15 protein-coding genes are annotated in these 18,989 nt (G+C 72.7%); 9 read left to right on the top strand and 6 right to left on the bottom strand.

Annotation, left to right across the window (positions count from 1 at the left end; genetic code table 11):
- Positions 1 to 6: 6 nt before the first annotated feature.
- The gene (locus FVE25_RS12870) at positions 7 to 1,209 is read left to right on the top strand and encodes a hypothetical protein (protein ID WP_157246771.1); all 1,203 of its coding nucleotides are present in this window, start codon (positions 7 to 9) and stop codon (positions 1,207 to 1,209) included.
- Here the strand turns inward: FVE25_RS12870 and FVE25_RS12865 are convergent.
- Both FVE25_RS12865 and FVE25_RS12860 read right to left on the bottom strand, forming a co-directional pair.
- Positions 1,190 to 4,366 (bottom strand): CHAT domain-containing protein, encoded by a 3,177-nt coding sequence (locus tag FVE25_RS12865; RefSeq protein ID WP_157246770.1) that lies wholly within the window; start codon positions 4,364 to 4,366, stop codon positions 1,190 to 1,192. The two genes, FVE25_RS12870 and FVE25_RS12865, sit on opposite strands and share 20 nt — an antisense overlap.
- 174 nt (positions 4,367 to 4,540) lie before the next feature.
- Positions 4,541 to 4,975 (bottom strand): DUF6196 family protein, encoded by a 435-nt coding sequence (locus FVE25_RS12860; RefSeq protein ID WP_157246769.1) that lies wholly within the window; start codon positions 4,973 to 4,975, stop codon positions 4,541 to 4,543.
- Between the two features lie 187 nt (positions 4,976 to 5,162).
- Here FVE25_RS12860 and FVE25_RS12855 point away from each other — a divergent pair, with 187 nt between their 5' ends.
- The 7 genes from FVE25_RS12855 to FVE25_RS12825 all read left to right on the top strand — a co-directional run bounded on the left by FVE25_RS12855 (position 5,163) and on the right by FVE25_RS12825 (position 13,096).
- Entirely contained in the window at positions 5,163 to 6,374 is a 1,212-nt protein-coding gene (locus FVE25_RS12855) for a glycosyltransferase (protein WP_157246768.1), read from the top strand.
- Positions 6,375 to 6,407: 33 nt separating this feature from the next.
- Complete coding sequence (gene helR, locus FVE25_RS12850) at positions 6,408 to 8,567, top strand: RNA polymerase recycling motor ATPase HelR (RefSeq protein ID WP_157247666.1); 2,160 nt, start codon at positions 6,408 to 6,410, stop codon at positions 8,565 to 8,567.
- A gap of 194 nt (positions 8,568 to 8,761) precedes the next feature.
- Positions 8,762 to 9,595 carry a hypothetical protein gene (locus tag FVE25_RS12845; protein ID WP_157246767.1) on the top strand — a complete coding sequence of 278 codons (834 nt, stop codon included), beginning with the start codon at positions 8,762 to 8,764 and terminating at the stop codon, positions 9,593 to 9,595.
- A gap of 146 nt (positions 9,596 to 9,741) precedes the next feature.
- Positions 9,742 to 10,398 (top strand): L,D-transpeptidase family protein, encoded by a 657-nt coding sequence (locus tag FVE25_RS12840; protein WP_157246766.1) that lies wholly within the window; start codon positions 9,742 to 9,744, stop codon positions 10,396 to 10,398.
- A 93-nt stretch (positions 10,399 to 10,491) separates the two neighbouring features.
- A complete protein-coding gene (locus FVE25_RS53795) occupies positions 10,492 to 11,112 on the top strand; it encodes a hypothetical protein (protein WP_181019560.1) in 621 nt (206 codons plus the stop codon).
- A gap of 83 nt (positions 11,113 to 11,195) precedes the next feature.
- The gene (locus FVE25_RS12830; RefSeq protein WP_181019559.1) at positions 11,196 to 11,420 is read left to right on the top strand and encodes a nuclear transport factor 2-like protein; all 225 of its coding nucleotides are present in this window, start codon (positions 11,196 to 11,198) and stop codon (positions 11,418 to 11,420) included.
- Positions 11,421 to 11,515: 95 nt separating this feature from the next.
- The gene (locus FVE25_RS12825; RefSeq protein WP_246266980.1) at positions 11,516 to 13,096 is read left to right on the top strand and encodes a penicillin-binding transpeptidase domain-containing protein; all 1,581 of its coding nucleotides are present in this window, start codon (positions 11,516 to 11,518) and stop codon (positions 13,094 to 13,096) included.
- 114 nt (positions 13,097 to 13,210) lie between these two features.
- On the opposite strand, the gene FVE25_RS12820 is transcribed toward FVE25_RS12825, so the two are convergent.
- From FVE25_RS12820 to FVE25_RS12810, 3 genes are all read right to left on the bottom strand, one after another.
- The gene (locus FVE25_RS12820; RefSeq protein ID WP_157246764.1) at positions 13,211 to 14,287 is read right to left on the bottom strand and encodes a hypothetical protein; all 1,077 of its coding nucleotides are present in this window, start codon (positions 14,285 to 14,287) and stop codon (positions 13,211 to 13,213) included.
- 86 nt (positions 14,288 to 14,373) lie between these two features.
- Positions 14,374 to 15,327 (bottom strand): tyrosine-type recombinase/integrase, encoded by a 954-nt coding sequence (locus tag FVE25_RS12815; RefSeq protein ID WP_157246763.1) that lies wholly within the window; start codon positions 15,325 to 15,327, stop codon positions 14,374 to 14,376.
- 26 nt (positions 15,328 to 15,353) lie between these two features.
- Positions 15,354 to 16,997, bottom strand: coding sequence for an acetolactate synthase large subunit (locus FVE25_RS12810; RefSeq protein WP_157246762.1), 1,644 nt, complete (start codon positions 16,995 to 16,997; stop codon positions 15,354 to 15,356).
- 87 nt (positions 16,998 to 17,084) lie between these two features.
- Between FVE25_RS12810 and FVE25_RS12805 the strand changes: the two genes are divergently transcribed.
- Positions 17,085 to 17,777 (top strand): alpha/beta fold hydrolase, encoded by a 693-nt coding sequence (locus FVE25_RS12805; RefSeq protein ID WP_157246761.1) that lies wholly within the window; start codon positions 17,085 to 17,087, stop codon positions 17,775 to 17,777.
- On the opposite strand, the gene FVE25_RS12800 is transcribed toward FVE25_RS12805, so the two are convergent.
- The gene (locus FVE25_RS12800; protein WP_157246760.1) at positions 17,749 to 18,957 is read right to left on the bottom strand and encodes a cysteine desulfurase-like protein; all 1,209 of its coding nucleotides are present in this window, start codon (positions 18,955 to 18,957) and stop codon (positions 17,749 to 17,751) included. The two genes, FVE25_RS12805 and FVE25_RS12800, sit on opposite strands and share 29 nt — an antisense overlap.
- Between the last annotated feature and the right edge of the window lie 32 nt (positions 18,958 to 18,989).

Genomic DNA, 18,989 nt, shown 5'->3' with positions numbered 1-18,989 from the left:
GACATCATGGCCGTTCCCCGCGTGGTCATCACCGCCCTCGGCGTCCCCGGAGCCGGCTCGACCACGCTCCTGCACGCGATGTACGACGTGCTGTCACTCGGCGTGTCCCAGGGGCAGTCCTATTACCTGCGCGCCGAATCGGCCGAGGCCGACCTCGAGTTGCGGCGGGTCTGGAAGCTCCTGGCGGACGAGGGCAGGTTTCCGCCCCGCCGTACGGAAAGGCCCGTCACCCACACGATGACCCTGCGCGACGGCCGCGCGGACCTGGCCGTCGCCGAGTGGACGGAGCATCCCGGCGACGGGGCGGAGCAGCTGGCCGAGAGCGACACGATCGTCCTGGTGCTCGACGGCGGCGTCCTGGGCGATCCGCTCGACGACACCACGCGCGTGCACGCCGCCGGCCTGATCGGCGCCGCACGGATGTCCTTCCTGCTCCAGCACCTGTTCGGCCTGCGGCGCGAGCACGGCGGGGCCTGCCCGTCCATCGCCGTCGTGGTCACCAAGTTCGACCAGATCGCGCGCGGCCCGGACAAGAGCGAGGAACGCCTGATCCGGGAGGTGCGGGAGCTGCTTCCCCTGTGCTTCGAGCCCGGCACCCACACGATGGTCTGCCCGGTCCGCGCCGGAGTCTTCCCCGGAGCGCAGCTCAGCCGGGTCGATCCGGAGCTGGTCAGCCCGCGATGGGTGCACCTGCCGATGCTGTTCGCCGTCATGAGCCACCTGGATCGCCTGCGCGCGGACGAGCTCGCCGCGTGCCGGGAGCAGGAGGCCGCGCTCGAACGGGACGAGCGCGAGCTGCGCCGCCGGGTGGGCAAGACGCTGGGCCTGACGGGGCTGGCGGCGCTGGCGGGCCCGTGGCAATACGCCGTCGTCCGCGGCGGTGTCGCGTGGGGGATGCAGGCCGGAGGCAGGTGGATACGCGGCCGCCGGACCGGCGGCGAGGACCGGGACGAGGTGGGCAGGACGCGGGCCGCCTTCCGCCGGGTCGGCGAGGCTCTGGGACGGCCCGGCAGGCTGCTGCCCGCCCACCGGGAGCTGATGCGGCGGCTCGGCGAGGTCAGGGAGCGGATCCGGGAGATCGACGAGGGACGGGACGACAGGTCGTGCCAGATCAGGGAGCTGGGCGAGCACCTCGCGCCGGTGCCGATCTTCCGGTCCGGGCGGCGGCGGGAGCCGGAGGCCGGGGCCCCTAGCCCCCCGAGTGAATGAACGGCGCCCACAGCGCGGGCAGCCCCGGCAGGTCCGCGCGCAGCGACAGCACCGCCCGGTGCAGGGCCTCGGCCGGGTGCGCGGCGTCGGCGTAGAAGATCTTGGCCACCTCGGCCGCCGGACTGCCGTAGACGGGCCACAGCGTCGCCACCACGTTGGCGTACCCGGCCAGGTGGAAGGCGGCCGCCAGATGGATCGCCTCGCCGGCCGGCCCGCCGTGCGGCTGCGCCGTACCGCAGGCCGACAGGTAGGCGAGGTGGGCGCCGCGCAGGCGCAGGCCGGCGACGGCGGTCAGGCGCAGATCGCCCCGGGGGCCGATGAGCAGGCGGCTCTGCGACGGGCCGGCCGGGCCGAGGTGGCCGTGGCAGGCGAAATGCACGCGGGCGGCCGTCGCCAGGTGCGCAAGGACGGTCGCCGGTGGTTCGTCGTGCAGGCTGAGCGCCTCCGGGAAGGCGGCCAGGACGGGTTCGCCGGGGTGCGGGGCTCCGGAGCCGGTGACCACGAGGGTGCCGCCCGCCGCGGGGTGCGCGGCGGCGGCCCGCGCGTGGGCCAGCGCGCCGATGGTCGGCGCGGTGGAGGAGACCACCCGGTCCAGCACCGTCCTGCCCGTGCCGTCGGTGTGGTGCCCGGCGGCGTGCAGGGGGAGCAGGGCGAGCGGGCCGGTCCCGATCCACCACACGCGGCGCTCGCCGGGCAGCGCCGCCAGCACCGGCTCCGCGACGCGCTCCCACAGCCAGGCCAGCACGCCGTGCACCTCGCCCGCCCTCTCGCCCGCCCGCTCGCGGGCCGCGTGGAAGACAACCGCCTTGGCCACGGCCTCGCGCCGGGTCAGGCCGGGCAGCCGCAGCGCGCGCACGCCGTCGCGGGTCACGAGCAGCGCGTCGCAGCGGTACTCGCTGACGTTCACCACCACGATGGGGCCGCGCCCGGCCTGCGCGGTCAGCTCGGCGGCGGCGGGGGGCGCGGCGAAGCCCCCGTGGCCGGGCAGCGCCCTGATCTCCTCGACCAGCGCCGCCCACCGCCCGCTCAGCTCCCTGCGCCGGGCGGCGGGCGCGGTCTGGTCGGCGTCGAGGTCGCGGCGCAGCCGCTCCACCCGCGTGGCCAGGGCGGGGTCGAGCCCGGCCGGCTCGGGCCCGGTCGCCAGCGTCTGCGCGTACAGCGCCCCGCGCCCGGCCTCCAGCAGCTCCAGCGCCCGCTCGGGCAGCCCGTTCTCCAGCGCGCAGGCCGCAGCCTCCGCCGCCACCCCGGCGATCTGCGCCAGCCGGTGCTCCTGTTCGGCGCGCTCCAGGTCGCGCGGCGCGAGCCGCGGCAGCAGCCCGATCGCCGTCTCCAGCCCGGCCAGCGCCTGCGTCCAATCTCCCAGCACTGCGCCGCACCCGCCCCACTGCCGGGCCGCGCCGATGCGCGAGGTGAGCGTCCCGGCCTCGTCCAGCGCCGCCTCACGGCACAGGGCGAGCGCCGCACGCGCGTCCCCGGCCCCGCCGTCCCGCTCCCTTTCCGGTACGGCGGAGCCCGCCTCGTCCCCGGAGGCCGGGCCGGCCTCGTCACCCAGGGCGGGGCCCGTATCGGTTCCGGGGACGCGGCCGGCCTCGGTTCCGGAGGCGGGGCCGGTCTTGTCGTCCCAGGGCGCGCCGCTCTCGCGCACGGCCCGGCGCAGCAGGGCGCTGCCGAGGTTGCCCAGCAGACCGGCCCGATGGGCGTGCCCCGGCGGCGTGACCTGGATCGCGTCTCTGCCCGCGGCGATGGCCGCGTCCAGGTCGGCCGGGTCGCGGCTGTGCTCGTAGCGGGCCTGCAGCGCCAAGGCGAGTTCGTGGCGCCGCTCGCCCAGGTGCGGGTGGCCGGACCGGGTGACCGCCAGCGCCCGTTCCGCGGTGCGCACGGCCAGGTCGTGGCCGGCCCGCTCCCCGGTCCGCTCGGCGCGCAGGCGGCGGGCCGTGGCCAGGTGGGACAGGAAGCGGCCCTGCTCGGGATCGCCGGCCGGCATCTCCTCCAGCGCGGTCTCGAGCTGGCCGAGCGCGTCGAGTTCGGCCCCGGCCGCGCCGGTCCTGGAGAAGAGCGTGAGCAGCGCGACGGCCAGGTTGAGCCGGAAGCGGGCCAGCGCCGAATGCCGGGACGGCGTGCACGCCAGCGCCTCCCGCCCGGCGGTGACCGCCTCCTCGATGTCGGCCCGCTCGCCGGATCTCAGGTAGCGGGCGCGCAACGCCGTACACAGTGTGGTCAGCAGACCGCCGCGCTCGGGGCTGCCCTCGGGGACGGCGGCCAGCGCGCGACGGGCCGCGGCCACCGCCTCGTCGAGGTCGGTCGCGTCACCGGTGCGGGCGTAGCGCATGCGCAGCAGCCCGCACAGGCTCGCGGCCATCGCGGCCGCCCACGTGAGCGGGCCGTTTCCGGCGGCGGACTCGGCCCGCCGGGCGTTGTCCACGGCCTCCTCGAGGTCGTCGAGTTCGCCGGTGCGCTCGTAGCGGGTCTGCAGCGCGCCGGCCAGGTTGGCCCGGTGGGCGCTGAACCTGGGGTGGCCGGGCGGCGTGGCCGTGACCGAGCGGCGCGCGGCGCCGACGGCGGCGTCCAGACGGGCGGGGTCGCCGCTCGCGTGGTAGCGGCGGGACTCCACGACGCTGAGCTCGGACAGCAGCATGCCCAGGGCCGGATGACCCTCCGGCAGCAACGTCAGGGCGTCGGCCAGGGCCCGCGCCGCGGCGATCAGATCACGGTCGCAGCCGGTGCGCTCGTAGCGCTGCCGCAGCGAGCCGGCCAGGTTGAGCAGGGCCAGTGGATCGCCCGGCGCCACCGCCCTGACCAGCTCGATGCTCTCGTCCAGCGCGGCGAGGTCGTTGCGGTGCTGGTAGCAGACCGTCAGCAGCCGGCCGAGGTTGACGTCGGCGGCGGCGCGCTCCGTGGTGCCCTCCCGCAGTCCCGCCGCCGCGGCGCGGGCCAGGTCGATGGCCTCGTCGAGGTCGGCCCGGTCGGAGAAGCGTTCGAAGCGCCTGAGCAGTGCCGCGCTCAGATTGCCCAGCGCCACGTCGAGGCGGGGGCCGCCGGCGGCGACCGCGACCTCGCCGAGCCTGATCGCCTCGTCGATGTCCGCGCGGCTGCCGGACCGCTCGAACCGGAGTTTCAGCGTCAGCGCACGGTCGATCAACTCTTCGGTCTCTGTCACGGCTTCCCCCTGAACATCGGGCTTTCCGCGTCATGAACCCAGCAATACGATCTTCATGATGGCCGATACCGCCTCGGCCGTGATCCAGGTCGTCCTGCTCATCGTCTTCGTCCTGCCGGGCTTCGTCCACCGGCAGACCTCGTCCACGTGCCGAGGGCCGACCATGCCCGGCGGTCAGGACGAACGCAGGGCCTCGACCACGGCGACGGCCTCGTCCAGCAGGCCGACGGGACAACCCCAGTAATCGTAGATCCCGCCCCGGGCACGGTTGCTGCCGCACACGACGAACACACCGGTGCCCAGCTCGGCCTTGAGGCGGGTGGCCAGCCAGCCGACGAAGCCGCTGTTGTCGGCGCCGGGCGGGAAGTGGAAGGAGAAGATCCCGAACTCCTCGACCTGCTCCCGCGGTCCGGCCAGCGGGACGAGGCTGCTCCAGCTGTCGGCGTCGCGCACCACCGCCAGCGTGCCGGGGGTGAGCTCGGGCGGCCGGTCGGCGGGAGACTCCTCGAAGCACCAGACGCCCTCGTGGACGGTGAAGTCGGCCAGGGCGATCACGCGGCGCAGGCGCTGCTCGGTTTGCTGCGGGGTTTCCACGCTGACACTGACCACGGCGAGCTCTCCCAGTCCTCGAGACGAGCTCTCATTCTCCCGTGGGCCGCTGCGCGGGTGAGGGCAGGGGGTTGCCGCTCCCCTCCACTCTCAACCTATAGCGCACTCGGGGACTTGCCACAAGACCCCGGTCATGCCGCACAATCAACGGCCGAGGCCTTTTAGCTGCGAAAATGGGGGACGCTTAATGCGGGTGCTGCTGTCGACGTACGGCTCGCGCGGAGATGTCGAACCGCTGGCCGGGCTCGCGGTGCGGCTGCGGGAACTCGGCGCGGAGGTGCGCGTGTGCGCGCCGCCGGACGAGGACTTCGCCCAGCGGCTGGCCGGCATCGACGTGCCGCTGGTGCCGGTCTACCAGTCGGCGCGGGCGCTGACGGCCGCGGCGCCGCGGGCTGCGGACCTGCCCCGGCGCGCGGCCGAGCTGATCGCCGGCCAGTTCGGCACGGTCATCGACGCGGCCGAAGGGTGTGACGTCGTGGTGGCGACGGGTGCGCTGCCGGCCGCGGCCGGGGCGCGGTCGGTGGCCGAGAAGCTGGGCATCCCCTCCGTGTCGGTGACCTTCCAGCAGCTCACGCTGCCGTCGCCGTACCACTCGCCCCTGGCCTACCCGGGCCGGCCGTTCCCGCCGGGGGAGACCCGCAACCGGGTGTTGTGGGAGCTCGACGCCCGGAGCATCGACGCCCTGTTCGGCGCGGCGCTCAACACCAACCGGGCCGCGATCGGCCTGCCGCCGGTGGAGCACGTCCGCGACTACGTCATCGGCCGCCGGCCGTGGCTGGCGACGGACCCGGTCCTGGACCCGTGGAAGGAGACGCCGGACCTGGACGTCGTCCAGACCGGCGCCTGGATCCTGCCCGACGCCAACCCGCTCCCGGACGACCTGCTCGCCTTCCTGGACGCCGGCCCGCCGCCGGTGTACGCGGGCTTCGGCAGCATGCCCATGCGCGCGTCCACGGACGTCGCCCGGGTGGTCATCGAGGCGGTCCGGGCCGCGGGCCGCCGTGTGGTCGTGGCCCGGGGCTGGGCCGGCCTGGACCTGATCGACGACCGGGACGACTGCTTCGTCGTGGGCGAGGTGAACCAGCAGGCGTTGTTCGGCCGGGTGGCCGCCGTCGTGCACCACGGCGGCGCGGGCACCACGACGACCGCCACCCGCTCCGGCGCCCCGCAGGTGGTGGTGCCCCAGGTGGCCGACCAGCCGTACTGGGCCGCCCGGGTGGCCGAGCTGGGCATCGGCGTGGCGCACGACGGCCCGGCGCCGACTTTCGCCTCCCTTTCCGCCGCCCTCGGTACGGCACTGGCCCCGGAAACCCGCGCACGAGCGGCCGCCGTGGCCGCCACGATCCGGGCCGACGGCGCCATGGTGGCCGCGAAGCGGCTGCTCACCGACCTCCACTAGAAGACGCGGTCACCGAGAACAACCACATCGGAGCTGAATTCCTTGACTACCAGCGCGTTCGATCTTCCCGACCGCCTCGCCCGCAAAGCCGACCCCACGCTGATCGCCGCCGACGAGCGGCACTTCGCCGCCATCGCGGAAAGCCTCGAGCAGTCGATCACCGACCTGTCCGGCCGCCTCGACGCCGAGCGCATGGCGGCCGGCGGCAAGGGCCAGCAGGCGCTGGACCGGGACCTGGAGATCCACCGCCTGACCGCCCGCCTGCGCACCCTGCGCCGTTTCGGCCTGGATCTGTGCCTCGGCCGCATGGTCAGCGCCGACAACCCGGAGGAACCCGTCTACGTCGGACGGCTGGGCCTCACGGACCGGGAGGGACGCCGGCTGCTGCTCGACTGGCGCTCCCCGGCGGCCGAGCCGTTCTTCGGCGCCACGCACGGCAACCCGATGGGCCTGACCAGCCGCCGCAGGTACCGCTGGACCCGCGGCCGCATCGGCGACTACTGGGACGAGGTGTTCACCGCGGACGGCATCGAAGGCCACGCCGCGCTGGACGACCAGTCGGCCTTCATCGCCAGCCTGGGCAGCAGCCGCTCGGCCAGGATGCGCGACGTGCTCGGCACCATCCAGGCCGACCAGGACGCCATCATCCGGGCGGGCTCCCGCGGCGCCCTGGTCGTCGACGGCGGCCCGGGCACCGGCAAGACCGTCGTCGCGCTGCACCGCTCCGCCTACCTCCTCTACTCCGACCCGCGCCTCGGTCACCGCCGGGGCGGCGTGCTGTTCGTCGGCCCGCACCAGCCCTATCTCGCCTACGTCGCCGACGTACTGCCCAGCCTCGGCGAGGAGGGCGTGCAGACCTGCACGTTGCGTGACCTCGTTCCCGAGGGCGCCAAGGCGGCGGCCGAGCCCGACCCGGAGGTGGCCCGCCTGAAGGCCGCCGCGACCATGGTGAAGGCGATCGAACCGGCCGTCAGGTTCTACGAGAACGCGCCCGCCAAGGGGATGACCGTCACCACCCACTGGTCCGACGTCTGGCTGAGCGCCGAGGACTGGGCCGAGGCGTTCGCCGCGCCGGACCCCGGCACCCCGCACAACGACGCCCGCGACCAGATCTGGGCGGAACTGCTCACGATCCTGGTGGACAAGCACGACGAGGAGGCCCCGGCCGAACTCGTCCGCAAGTCGCTGCTGCAGAACAGGGAACTGCTCACGGCCTTCAACCGCGCCTGGCCGCTGATCGAGGCGGCCGACCTGGTCGGCGACCTGTGGACGGTGCCCGCCTACCTGCGCCTGTGCGCCCCGTGGCTCACCCCCGAGGAGATCAAGAAGCTGCAGCGCGCCGACGCCCAGGCTTGGACGGTCTCCGACCTGCCGCTCCTGGACGCGGCCCGCCAGCGTCTCGGCGACCCGGAGGCGTCCCGGCACAAGCGCAGGCAGGAAGCCGCCCTCGCCGCCCAGCGCGAGCGCATGGCCCAGGTCGTCGACAGCCTGATCGCGGCCGACGACGACGGCGAGGGCCTCGTGACGCAGCTACGCCGGGAGGACCTTCAGCGGAACCTGGTCGACGAGTCCGAACTGCCCGCCCTCGAAGCCGACCGGCTCGCCGGCCCGTTCGCCCACGTCGTCGTGGACGAGGCCCAGGAACTGACCGATGCGGAGTGGCAGATGCTGCTGCTGCGCTGCCCTTCGCGGAGCTTCACCATCGTCGGCGACCGCGCCCAGGCCAGGCACGGCTTCACCGAGTCGTGGCAGCAGCGCCTCGAGCGCATCGGGCTCGACCAGATCAACCTGGCCTCCCTGAGCATCAACTACCGGACGCCGGAAGAGGTCATGACGGCGGCCGAGCCGGTCATCCGGGCCGTGCTCCCGGACGCCAACGTGCCATCCTCGATCCGGGCCAGCGGCCGGCCCGTCGTCCACGGGTCCGTCGCCGAGCTGGACGCCGTCCTCGACGCCTGGCTCGCCGAGCACGACGACGGGGTCGCCTGCGTCATCGGCGACCCGGCGTTCCAGGAGCGGCCCCGCGTGCGGTCGCTGACGCCGGAGCTGGCGAAGGGGATGGAGTTCGACCTGGTCGTCCTCGTCGATCCCGAGTCGTACGGCGACGGCGTCGAGGGAGCGGTCGACCGCTACGTCGCCATGACCCGGGCGACGCAGCACCTCGTCATCCTCACGAGCCGGTCGGCGGGCTGAGCCGGGACTCCGTGAGCAAGGTGGGGGGCTGAGCCGGGACTCCGTGAGCAAGGTCGGCGGGCTGAGCCGGGACTCCGTGAGCAGGGCCGGCGGGGTGAGCCGGGGCTCCCGTGCAGGCCATGCACGCGGGTCCCGTGCAGGGTCTGCACGGGACGTCCACGGGGGCTGCACGCCCGGCTGCTAGCGTCCGGCGCATGGCGAGGACCGTCTTCCTCATCGCCGGCGCGGCCGTGGCCCTCATCCTGGTGATGGCCTATCCGTTCCTGCCCGGCGCCCACGACGCGATGGCGTTGCCGCTGTCGGTCCTGGTGCAGGTCGCCGGGCTGTTCGGCATGCCGGCCGTACCCGTGGGGATGGTGTGGCTGATTCAGCGGAGGCGGGGCCGCCGGGTGTTCCGGCACGCGGTGGCGGCGATCTGTCTCGCCACGTTGGCCGCGCTCGCCGTGGCCGGGGCGGCGGCCTTGACCGCGGGCTTCTCCTTCGGCCTCCTGGTGGCGGGGCTCTGGTCGCTGGTGCTGGTCCGCTGGGTCCCCCGGGTCAGGGCGCTGTGCGCGGGGGAGCGGGGGGCCGGTCGCGCGCCGCTCTGCCTCGTCACGCTTGCGCCGGTGCTCCTGCTGGCCCAGATCCTGCTCCTGGCGCCGCTCACCGACGCCGCCCGGGCGCGGCTGATGGCCGGCAGCGGGCAGCTCATCGCCGACATCGAGCATCACCGCACCCGCTACGGCAGCTATCCCCTCTCCCTTCAGGCGCTCAACCGGGATTACGACACCTCGGTGACCGCCGTCCTCCAGTACCACTACGTCCCGCGCGGCCAGGCGTACAGCGTGTACTTCGCACAGCCGCGTTTCCTCCTCGACGAGGTCGGCGTGCGGGAGATCGTGATGTACAACCCGCGTGACGAGCACCTCATGCCCAGCCACGTCTACTGGATCCTTTACTGGTCACCCGAGCAGCTCGAACGGAATCAGGGCTGGTTCGCGGTGCGGGACACCGGGGTCGCCCGCTGGAAGGCGTTCGTCTTCGACTGAGCGGAAAGGGCGCCACGTGGATGGCCGATGTTCGCATTGGCGAATGTCGGGAAATCTGAGGAATTTCGTGGGGATAATGGTATGGGAAGCGGGGGTAGTCAGGATTTGTGAGGCATAAGGGTCGGTGGGGGGCGGTTGGCGCCGGCGTGCTGGCGTATGTGGCGGCGCTTTTTTCCGGCGGGCCGGCATATGCCGACACCGCGCCGCTGTCGTACGGCTCGCGCGGTGCGGCGGTCATCGGCATGCAGGAGGCGCTGTACCGGCGCGGCTTCCTGTGGGAGCGGCCCAGCGGCGTGTACGACGCGCGTACCCGGTATGCGGTGTGGGCCTTCCAGAAGAGCCGGGGCCTGCAACCGCGGACCAGGGTGGGCCCCCGCACCCTGCGGGCCCTGCGCACGTCTGACCACCGCAGGCCGCTGCCCCTGAGCCTGCGCACGGGCGCGCTGGTCGACCTCAAGCGGCAGCTGCTGACCGTGTATCGCGACCATCGCCAGATCATGACCGTGCACGTGTCCACGGGCGCAGGGGTGGAATACTGCCACAGCGGACGCTGCGCCGTCGCGGTCACCCCGACGGGCGACTTTCAGATCGACCGGCGCGCCGCGGGCTGGACGACCGGCCCGCTCGGCTCGATGTACAACTCCCTGTATTTCAACGGCGGAATAGCCATTCACGGCTCCCGCTCGGTGCCCAGGAGACCGGCTTCTCATGGCTGTGTCCGGGTTCCGATCCACGCGGCCGACCTCATTTTCCGGGTGCTTGACATCGGCGACCCCGTCCATGTCCGGGCGAGTACCAGGTAATACTTTTGCAGATTGTTAGCGACTCGGCCCAGATTGTCGCGAGTTGACGTCGGGTAATCCCACGTTGGCCAATCGTAAGAGAGAGGGGCCTTGATGTCGTACCGCTCCAGCCTGGGCAGGAAAGGCGTTTACCTCGGGACGGCCGTCGCGGCCGTGGTAGCCCTTTCGTCGCTGCCTCCGACTATCGCGAATGCGCAGAGCGGCGTCGCCGCGGAAAGTGAGGTGTCGCCGCCGCCGCGGGACAAACCGTCGCTGCGTCACCACGGCCGCCCCTTCTGGGGGCCCAAGCGCTGCCACCGGTGCCATTCGGGGGGCGGCTGCAAATGCCGGCCGGGTGAGCGCGGTCCCGCCGGACCTCCCGGGAAGACCGGACCTCCGGGACCGCCCGGGCCGGCCGGCGCGGCCCGCGGGATCGACAGCGCGTTCCACGGCAACGTCAAGTTCATCGGCCTGGCGCCGGGGGATGGAAAGACGTACATCCGCGATCCCCGAACAATCCCTACATGGCACAACATCTCCACTCGTCCCGGTTATCCCGGTAACGTCATCGACGTTTCCCTGGCAGTCCATGGGGACAACCTCCACGTCACGGTCCTCAATTCGGCCGGAAAGGTCGCCCAGACCACCTGCAAGGTGGATCCGATCCCGGGCAGCAACATGAATCATCCTGCCTGGCCGGGTAACTGCACGGCATTCGTCGATCACACCCCCTGACCGGCCGGTTACACCGCGGATGCCGTCCTCCCGCATGAAGGACGGCATCCGCGGCTCAGCGGTCTGATTTGCGCCGGTGAACGGTGAAACATCCGGGCGATACGCACGCCGTCCGCAACCGGGTGCGCTTCCGCAGCCGCGCCACAGGCAAAGAGGCCGAGACCCTGATCGTCCAACTGATCACGGTGCGCGACGGCCGTATGCTGGAATGCCGCCCGTTCTGCTGGGACCCCCGGGCCGTCAACGCGGCCCGCGATCCCGTCGCCGCGATCGGCGCGGCCCCCGGGGAACGATCTGCAAAAGTGTGACATGTCGGGATATGTCCGCTACTAAGCTCGGGAACTTGGGGTCTGCCGACGGATCAGGGGGCTGAGCAGTGGCGCGAGGTAGGACCATCGCGATCGTGTCCGGGGTGACGGTGCTCGCACTGGCGGCGGCAGGCGGAGGCGCCTACCTGCTGCTGCGTACCACGGGCAGCCCCATGGAGACCGCGGGCCGGTTCGCCGGCGCGTGGCAGAACGGCGACGCCGCCGCCATGACCAGGGAACTGGCCGCGCCCCAGTCGCTGGCCGGGTACGAGCAGATGCGCACCGGCCTGGCGGTCGAAGGGCTCAAGGTCACGCTGGGCAACGCGGCCCCGGAGCAGGACGGCCGGTCGGCGGTGCCGTACACCGCGGAGCTCAAGCTCAAGAACGCCGGCACGTGGACCTACGAGGGACAGATCCCCGTGAAGGTGACCGACCGCACCTGGAAGGTGGACTGGACGCCGCAGACGCTGCACCCGTCCATGACGCCCGGCGCCACGTTCGCGCTCAAGACGCGCTGGCCGGCTCGGGCCGAGATCACCGACGCCACCGGCGAGCGCATCGACACCGGCCAGGTCGGCGGGTCGATCCAGCAACTGGTGGGCTTCCTGGACAAGGCGACCAAGAAGGACGTGGACCAGCTCGGCCCCTCGTACAAGGTCGGCCAGGCCGTGGGGCGGGGCGGGCTGCAGGAGACGTTCCAGAAGCAGCTGGCCGGGACGCCCGCCACCGAGGTCCAGCTCGGCGGCAAGACGCTCGAGACCATGGACGGCGCGGACGGCGAGAAGCTGGAGACCACCCTGGATCCCCGGATCCAGGATGCCGCGGTCGCCGCCGTCAAGGACCTCGACAAGCCGGCGGCCCTGGTCGCCCTCGAGAGCGACAGCGGCGAGATCAAGGCCGTGGTCAACAACCGGGGCGGTTTCGACCGGGCCATCAACGGGCGGTACGCGCCCGGCTCCACGTTCAAGGCGGTCACGGCCATCGGGCTGCTGGGCGGCGGCCTCGGGCCGCAGGAGCGGGTCACCTGCCCCAAGTACGCCACCGTGGGCGGGCTGAAGATCCGCAACTCCGAGCGTGCCGAGTACGGCTCGCTGACCTTCTCCGACTCCTTCGCCTACTCCTGCAACACCACGTTCGCCCCGCTCGCCCAGCGGCGGCTGGGAGCGGAGAAGCTGCTGGAGACCGCCGAGCAGGTCGGCTTCAACCAGCCGCTCACCATCGGCGTGCCGGCCACCAAGCCCAGCTTCCCCAAGGCGGAGTCCGACGCCGAACTGGCCGCCGAGTCCTTCGGCCAGGCCCGCATCACCGCCAGCCCGCTGACCATGGCCGCCGTGGCGGGCGCCATCGCCGACGGCACCTGGCGCCCGCCCACCCTCGTGCCCGGCCTCAAGCAGAAGGCCGAGCCGCGTGAGCTGCCCGAAGGCGTGCCCGGCCGGCTCGGGGCCATGATGTCGGCCGTGGTGACCAAGGGCACCGCCAAGGCCGCCGGCCTGCCCTCGGGAACCCGGGGCAAGACCGGCACGGCCGAGTACGGCACTGGCCCCAAGCTGGAGTCACACGCCTGGTTCATGGGCTACAAGGGCCCGCTGGCCTTCGCCGTCGTGGTCGAGGGCGGTGGAGGCGGCGGCAAGGTCGCCGCCCCCGTGGCCGCGAAGTTCCTGCGCGGCCTGCCGTAACCCCAGCCCACAGGCCCTGCGCCGCGGCCTGCCGTAGCCGCAGCCCACAGGCCCTGCGCCGCGGCCTGCCGTAGCCGCAGCCCACAGACCCTGCGCCGCGGCCTGCCGCGGACCTCAGCCGCAGCCGCCCTTGGCGGGCTTGACCGCCTTGTCCGCCGCCGCGCCCCTGGCCGCAAGGTACCCGCCGACGACCAGGTTGCTCTCGTGGATGCTCTCGCGCGTGGACAACTTGGCCAGCAGCCTGGCGGCGCCGGTGGTGACGTCGACCGCGTAGACGTACGAGCCGGGCACCGTGAACCGCTTCCCGGGCCGCTCCCGCCCGGCCGCCGCCACGACCTCCGTGGAGTTGAGCCAGTCGATCACGTCGGCCTGGTGCACGTCCTTGGGCAGCTGCGGCTTGACCTTCTTCATCGTGCCGGCGGCGGTGGAGAAGGAGGTCAGCCAGACCGGCGTCATGTCCGGCCCGCAGGCGGGCGGGTCGGTGGGCACCAGGTTGGCCGCCCGGCCGTCCCGCGCGGCGAAGGGGCCCCAGATGAGGTGCTTGCCGGCGTTCTCCGGAATCTTGACGTCGGCCGGCTTGCCGCCCGTGATCGTGCGGAACATCCCCCGCGCGCCGATGCCGGGCTCGCGCAGCAGCGTGAACCGGTCGCCGTCGGCGTCGAGCAGCGTCCACCCCCTGGGCATGCGCCGGGCCGTCCCCTCCTCGACCCGGACGTAGACGGTGGCGGCCTTCTCGGCGTCGGCCGGCGTGATGGCCAGCCCGTTGCCGTCGCGGACGAACCGCAGCGTGAACGGCGACCCGGTCGAGCCGCGCGGCACCTTGTAGGGCACCGTCCAGGTCTCGGCGCTGTCCAGGTCACGCACCACGACGCGGTCGTCGGAAGCGCGATGGTAGGCCACCCGCATGCCGTCCGGGCTGATCGCGAACGACCCCGTGTCGCCCACGTCGGGGTCCTTCTTGTCCTTCTCGTAGGCCAGCGCCTCGGGGAAGGAGTAGATCTTGCCGTCACCGGTGACCACCCGCCAGGTGTCACACGTGCCGGAGGGCCGCAGGCTCTTGCCCGTGACACACAGGTAGGCGAAGGTCGCCGGGCCCGCCCCCGTCTGCGGTAACGCCGGTGGACGCCCCGGCGATGCGGCGAATGCGGCCGTGGCCGGCAACGTGCAGCCGAGCGCCGCGAACGTCAGCATGGCAGTGGTTTTCCTGAGCCTCATCGGATTCCCCCCCTGGGAAGAGTCGGTTGCCTCTTGTTGGAGGGACGCCCGGGCCGGAAAGTTCACCCCGACAGCGGACGGGCCGCCGGCAGCTTGATCCGGTCCACGGCCTCGCGGCGGGTCTTCTCCGGCCGGCGGTCGTAGCGCGCGGTGGTGGCGGGCGAGGAGTGGCCGACGAGCGCCTGCGCCGTGGCCAGGTCGACGCCCGCGTCCAGCAGCTCGCCGATGAAGGTGCGGCGGAAGTCATGGGCGGTACGGCGGGCCGCCCCGGCCTCGCCCAGCCGGCGGGTCAGGATGTCGGCGATGCCCTGCCCGCTCAGGGGGCGCGGGCGCACGCGGCCGGCCTTGCTCAGCGGGCTGAACAGCGGCCCGGGCGCGGTGCCGCGGATCGCCAGCCAGCGTTCGAGCAGCCGGATGGCGTCGGTGGTCAGATAGACCATGCGCTCCTTGTCCCGCTTGCCGCGCACCCGCAGCGATCGCGCGCCCGGGTCGTAGTCGGCCAGCTCCAGCCCGGCCAGCTCGGCCCGGCGGCAGCCGGTGGAGTACAAGGCGGCGATGAGGGCGGCGTCACGCACCCCGGCCACGGAGTCGTCGCAGGCAGACAGGGCCGCGCCCACGACCTCGGGCGGCACGTGGTGACCGGTGGGCAGGCGGCTCTGCCGTACCGGAGAAAGGTCGGAGGCGCGGGCGAGGTCCTCGGCGGAGGTCTGGCCGAGCCGCCACGCCTCCTTCAGCACGCGGCGCAGCGCGACCAGGTGCTTGTTGACGTAGGCCGGCGACCAGCCCTGCTCGGTGAGCAGCGTGCGGATGCGGACGGTGTGCTCGTAGCGCAGCAGGTGCCAGGGCTGGCCGGCGCCGGTGGAGGCCGGTTCGCCGGTCAGCAGGCGGGCGATGCGATCGAGGCAGCCGCGCATCGTACGGCGCGACTCCGCGCTGGTCAGCGAGTCGAGATAGACGTGGTAAGGATCGCGGGCGGGCTCGATCCGCGAGGGGGAGAAGGTCTCGATCTCGGTCATCGCCCACGATCTTACGCGCGCCCCTTTCAGAAGGGGCCGGTCAGCTCGCCGAGCTTGTCGGTCAGCTCCAGGTTGGCCGCGTAGTCGACGGGGACGGCGATCACCGAGACCGTGTCGTCGTCCAGCGCCTTGCGCAGCGTGGGCAGCAGCTCGGCGGCGGCGGTGATCCGGTAGCCGCGGGCGCCGAAGCTCTCGGCGTACTTGACGAAGTCGGGGTTGCCGAAGGCGATGTTGGAGTTGCGGCCCAGCTCGAGGTCCATCTTCCACTCGATGAGGCCGTAGGCGTCGTCCACCCAGACCAGCACCACCATGGGGATGCGCTCGCGCACCGCGGTCTCGATCTCCTGGGAGTTCATCAGGAAGGCGCCGTCGCCGGTGGCGGCCAGCACCTTGCGCTCGGGGAAGGCGAGCTTGGCCGCCAGCGCCCCGGGCACCGAGAAGCCCATTGAGGACAGGCCGTTGGAGACGATCATGGTGTTGGGCTCGTAGGTGGGGTACATGCGGGCCATCCACATCTTCACCGCGCCGGTGTCGGCCAGCACGATGTCCTTCCTGCCCATGGCCGCGCGGATGTCGGCGACCACGCGGCGCGGGGACATGGGGAAGGCGTCCTCGGCGCCGGCCTGCTCGAGCTCCTCCTGGATGAGGGTGCGGATCTTCTCGCCGGTGCCGTTGAGGGTGAAGCGCCTGTCGACGGCTGCGCCGAGCGCGTCGAGGGAGCGGGAGATGTCGCCCTGGATGCCCACGTCGACCGGGTAGTGGTCGTCGACCTCGGCCGGGGACTGGTGAATGTGGATGATCTTCTTGTCGCCGTGCGGGTTGATCTTGACCGGGTCGAACTCCTGGAGTTCGTAGCCGACGCTGATGAGCACGTCGGCCTCGTCGAAGCCGAAGTTGACGTAGTCGTGGCGCATGAAGCCGACCGCGCCCAGGGCGTGGGGGTGGTCGTCGGGGAAGACGCCCTTGCCGTTGAAGGTGGTGGCCACGGGCAGGCCGAGCCGTTCGGAGAACCGCACGAGCGAGGCGCCGGCGCCGGCGCGGGTGGCGCCGTGCCCGGCCAGGATGATCGGTTGCTGGGCGTGGGCCAGCACGTCGGCGGCGCGGGCGACCTGACCGGGGGAGGGGTCCACCGGGCGCACGGTGTTGACGCGCAGCGGGGCCAGCTCGCCGGAGACCTCGGCGGCCTCGACGTCCTCGGGGATGGCCAGGTAGACGGCGCCGGGACGCTCGGTCTGGGCGGTCTTGAACGCCTTGCGCAGCATCTCGGGCAGCGCTTCCGCGGCCGGGACCAGGTCGGCCCACTTGGTGATCGGCCGGAACAGCGAGACCAGGTCGACGACCTGGTGGGACTCCTTGTAGATGCGGTCGAGGCCGACCTGCGCGGTGATGGCGACCACGGGCGTGGAGTTGGTGGTGGCGTCGGCCACGCCGAGCTGGAGGTTGATCGCACCCGGGCCCAGGGTGGCGGAGGCGACGCCCGCCTTGCCGGTCAGCCTGCCGTACATCTCGGCCATGAACGCGGCGCCCTGCTCGTGACGGACCAGGATGTAGCGGATGGAGGAGTCGTTGAGCGCGTCGACGAAGTGGATGTTCTCCTCGCCGGGGATGCCGAAGACGTACTGGACGCCCTCCGCTTCCAGTGCCTTCACCAGCAGCCTTGCCGCTTCCATCGTGGTGCCCCCTTCAGAATTTCATTGTGCGTGCAAGCAAAAGTATGGTCTGGTTCATTCCCTGGTTATACGTATAAACTCCGGCTCATGAAGCTCAACGTCCACGAGCGCGGCGACGGCGGCAAGCTCGCCCTGCTCATCCACGGCGGCATGTCCGACCACCGCACCTGGCACGCCGTCGAGGCCGAACTGGTCGCCCGCGGCTACCGTGTGCTCGCCCCCGACCTGCGCGGGCACGGCGCCAGCCCGCGCGGCGACTACAAGCCGGAGCTGCTCGGCGACGACCTGGCCGACACCCTGCCCGAGGGCGCCGACCTGGCCATCGGCCACTCCCTCGGCGGCCTGGCGCTGTCGCTGGCCGTCGACCGGCTGCGCCCGGGCAAGGCCGTCTACTCCGACCCGGGCTTCACCCTCGACAGCGTGCCGGCCCAGGCGCTGGCGTTCATGAGGCAGATGGTCGCCACCGCCACCGAGGCCGGCGTGCGCCGGATGAACCCCCGGTGGTCCGACGCCGACGTCGAGGCGGAACTGGCGGGGTTCGCCCTGTTCGACCCGGCCTTCCTGGACGGCGTGGCGGGCTTCGCCCCCGACTATCTGCCCGCTGCGCCGATCGTGCCCTCCCTGGTGCAACTGGCCGACCCCAGCTTCACCGTCAAGCCCGGGGCCGCGGCGGAGCTGGCCGGGCGCGGCTTCGAGATCCGCACCGTCACCGGCGCCGGCCACTGCATCCACCGTGACGACCTGCCCGGCTTCATGTCCTCCCTGGACGGGTGGATCTGAGCTCGGCCACGCCCTCCAGCAGCCGCTCCACGTCCGAGCGGTCGTTGTAGTGCACCAGCCCGGCGCGCACCGCCCCGCCCGAGTCCCGCACACCGAGCGCGCCGGTCAGTTCCCAGGCGTACATGTTGCCGCTCCACACGTTCACCCCGCGCCCGGCCAGGTGCTCGGCCACCTGCTGGGGCGTCGTCCCGGCCACGGTGAAGAACGCGGTCGCGGTACGGCGGGCGGGCTTACCGTACACCGTGACGTGCGGCATCGTCTCCAGGCCCGACATCATCGCGGCGAACAACGCCAGCTCGTGCTCCTCGGCCGCGGTCATCGAGGCCACCAGGCGCGCACGCCGGCTCCCCGTGCCCGGGACCAGGTCCGCCAGGTGCTCGACCGCCGCCGTCACCCCGGCCAGGTCCGCCAGCGCGGCCGTGCCCAGCTCGAACCGCTCCGGGACGGTGTCCGGCGAGGGCAGCAGCTTGTCCGGGTGCAGCGACTCCAGCGCCACCGGGTCGGCGACCACCGCGCCGATGTGCGGGCCCGACCACTTGTAGGCGCTGGTGGCGTAGAAGTCGGCGCCCAGCGCGTGCATGTCCACCGGGCCGTGCGCGGTGGCGTGCACCCCGTCCACGAAGGTGAGCGCGCCGGCCGCGTGCGCGATCTCGCAGATGGCCGCCACGTCCGGGCGGGTGCCCAGGGTGTTGCTGGCCGCCGTGAGCGCCACCAGGCGGGTGCCCGGGCCGATCAGCTCGGCGTACTGCTCGACCGGCAGCTCACCGGTGACCGGGTCCGCCTCCGCCCAACGCACCCGCGCGCCGGTCTGCGTCCACGGCCGGACGTTGGCGTCGTGGTCGAGGCGCGAGACGACCACCTCGTCGCCGGGCCCGGTCAGCACGCGGGCCAGCCGGTAGGTCAGGGTGGTCATGTTCGGGCCCAGGATCACTCCGTTGGGCAGCCCGCCGACCAGGTCGGCGATCGCCGCGCGGCAGGCGGCCACGATCGCGGTCGAGCGCTCGCTGGCCGGGAAGACCCCGCCCACGTTGCCCAGGCCCCGGCGGTAGGCGTCGGAGATGGCGTCGATGACCGGCTGTGGCGTCTGGGTGCCCGCCGCGCCGTCAAGGTAGGCGTGGCCGTCGGCTAGAGAGGGGTACAGCGCGCGTACGGTTTCAACCGTTTCATCGGAAAAGCCCATGATGTCTTCATGCTCGCGCTGAAGGATCTCAA

This window comes from Nonomuraea typhae, assembly GCF_009760925.1.
Taxonomy (GTDB): Bacteria; Actinomycetota; Actinomycetes; order Streptosporangiales; family Streptosporangiaceae; genus Nonomuraea; species Nonomuraea typhae.
Note: the sequence above shows the minus strand (reverse complement) of the source record. Positions and strands in the feature narration are given on the sequence as shown.

Excerpts from the sequence above, each read along its gene's own strand:
- FVE25_RS12845 (WP_157246767.1), top strand. The coding sequence starts at position 8,762 with ATGGCGAGGACCGTCTTCCTCATCGCCGGCGCGGCCGTGGCCCTCATC.
- FVE25_RS12810 (WP_157246762.1), bottom strand. The coding sequence starts at position 16,997 with ATGGAAGCGGCAAGGCTGCTGGTGAAGGCACTGGAAGCGGAGGGCGTC.
- FVE25_RS12815 (WP_157246763.1), bottom strand. The coding sequence starts at position 15,327 with ATGACCGAGATCGAGACCTTCTCCCCCTCGCGGATCGAGCCCGCCCGC.
- FVE25_RS53795 (WP_181019560.1), top strand. The coding sequence starts at position 10,492 with ATGTCGTACCGCTCCAGCCTGGGCAGGAAAGGCGTTTACCTCGGGACG.
- FVE25_RS12805 (WP_157246761.1), top strand. The coding sequence starts at position 17,085 with ATGAAGCTCAACGTCCACGAGCGCGGCGACGGCGGCAAGCTCGCCCTG.
- FVE25_RS12855 (WP_157246768.1), top strand. The coding sequence starts at position 5,163 with ATGCGGGTGCTGCTGTCGACGTACGGCTCGCGCGGAGATGTCGAACCG.
- FVE25_RS12820 (WP_157246764.1), bottom strand. The coding sequence starts at position 14,287 with ATGCTGACGTTCGCGGCGCTCGGCTGCACGTTGCCGGCCACGGCCGCA.
- FVE25_RS12870 (WP_157246771.1), top strand. The coding sequence starts at position 7 with ATGGCCGTTCCCCGCGTGGTCATCACCGCCCTCGGCGTCCCCGGAGCC.
- FVE25_RS12800 (WP_157246760.1), bottom strand. The coding sequence starts at position 18,957 with ATGGGCTTTTCCGATGAAACGGTTGAAACCGTACGCGCGCTGTACCCC.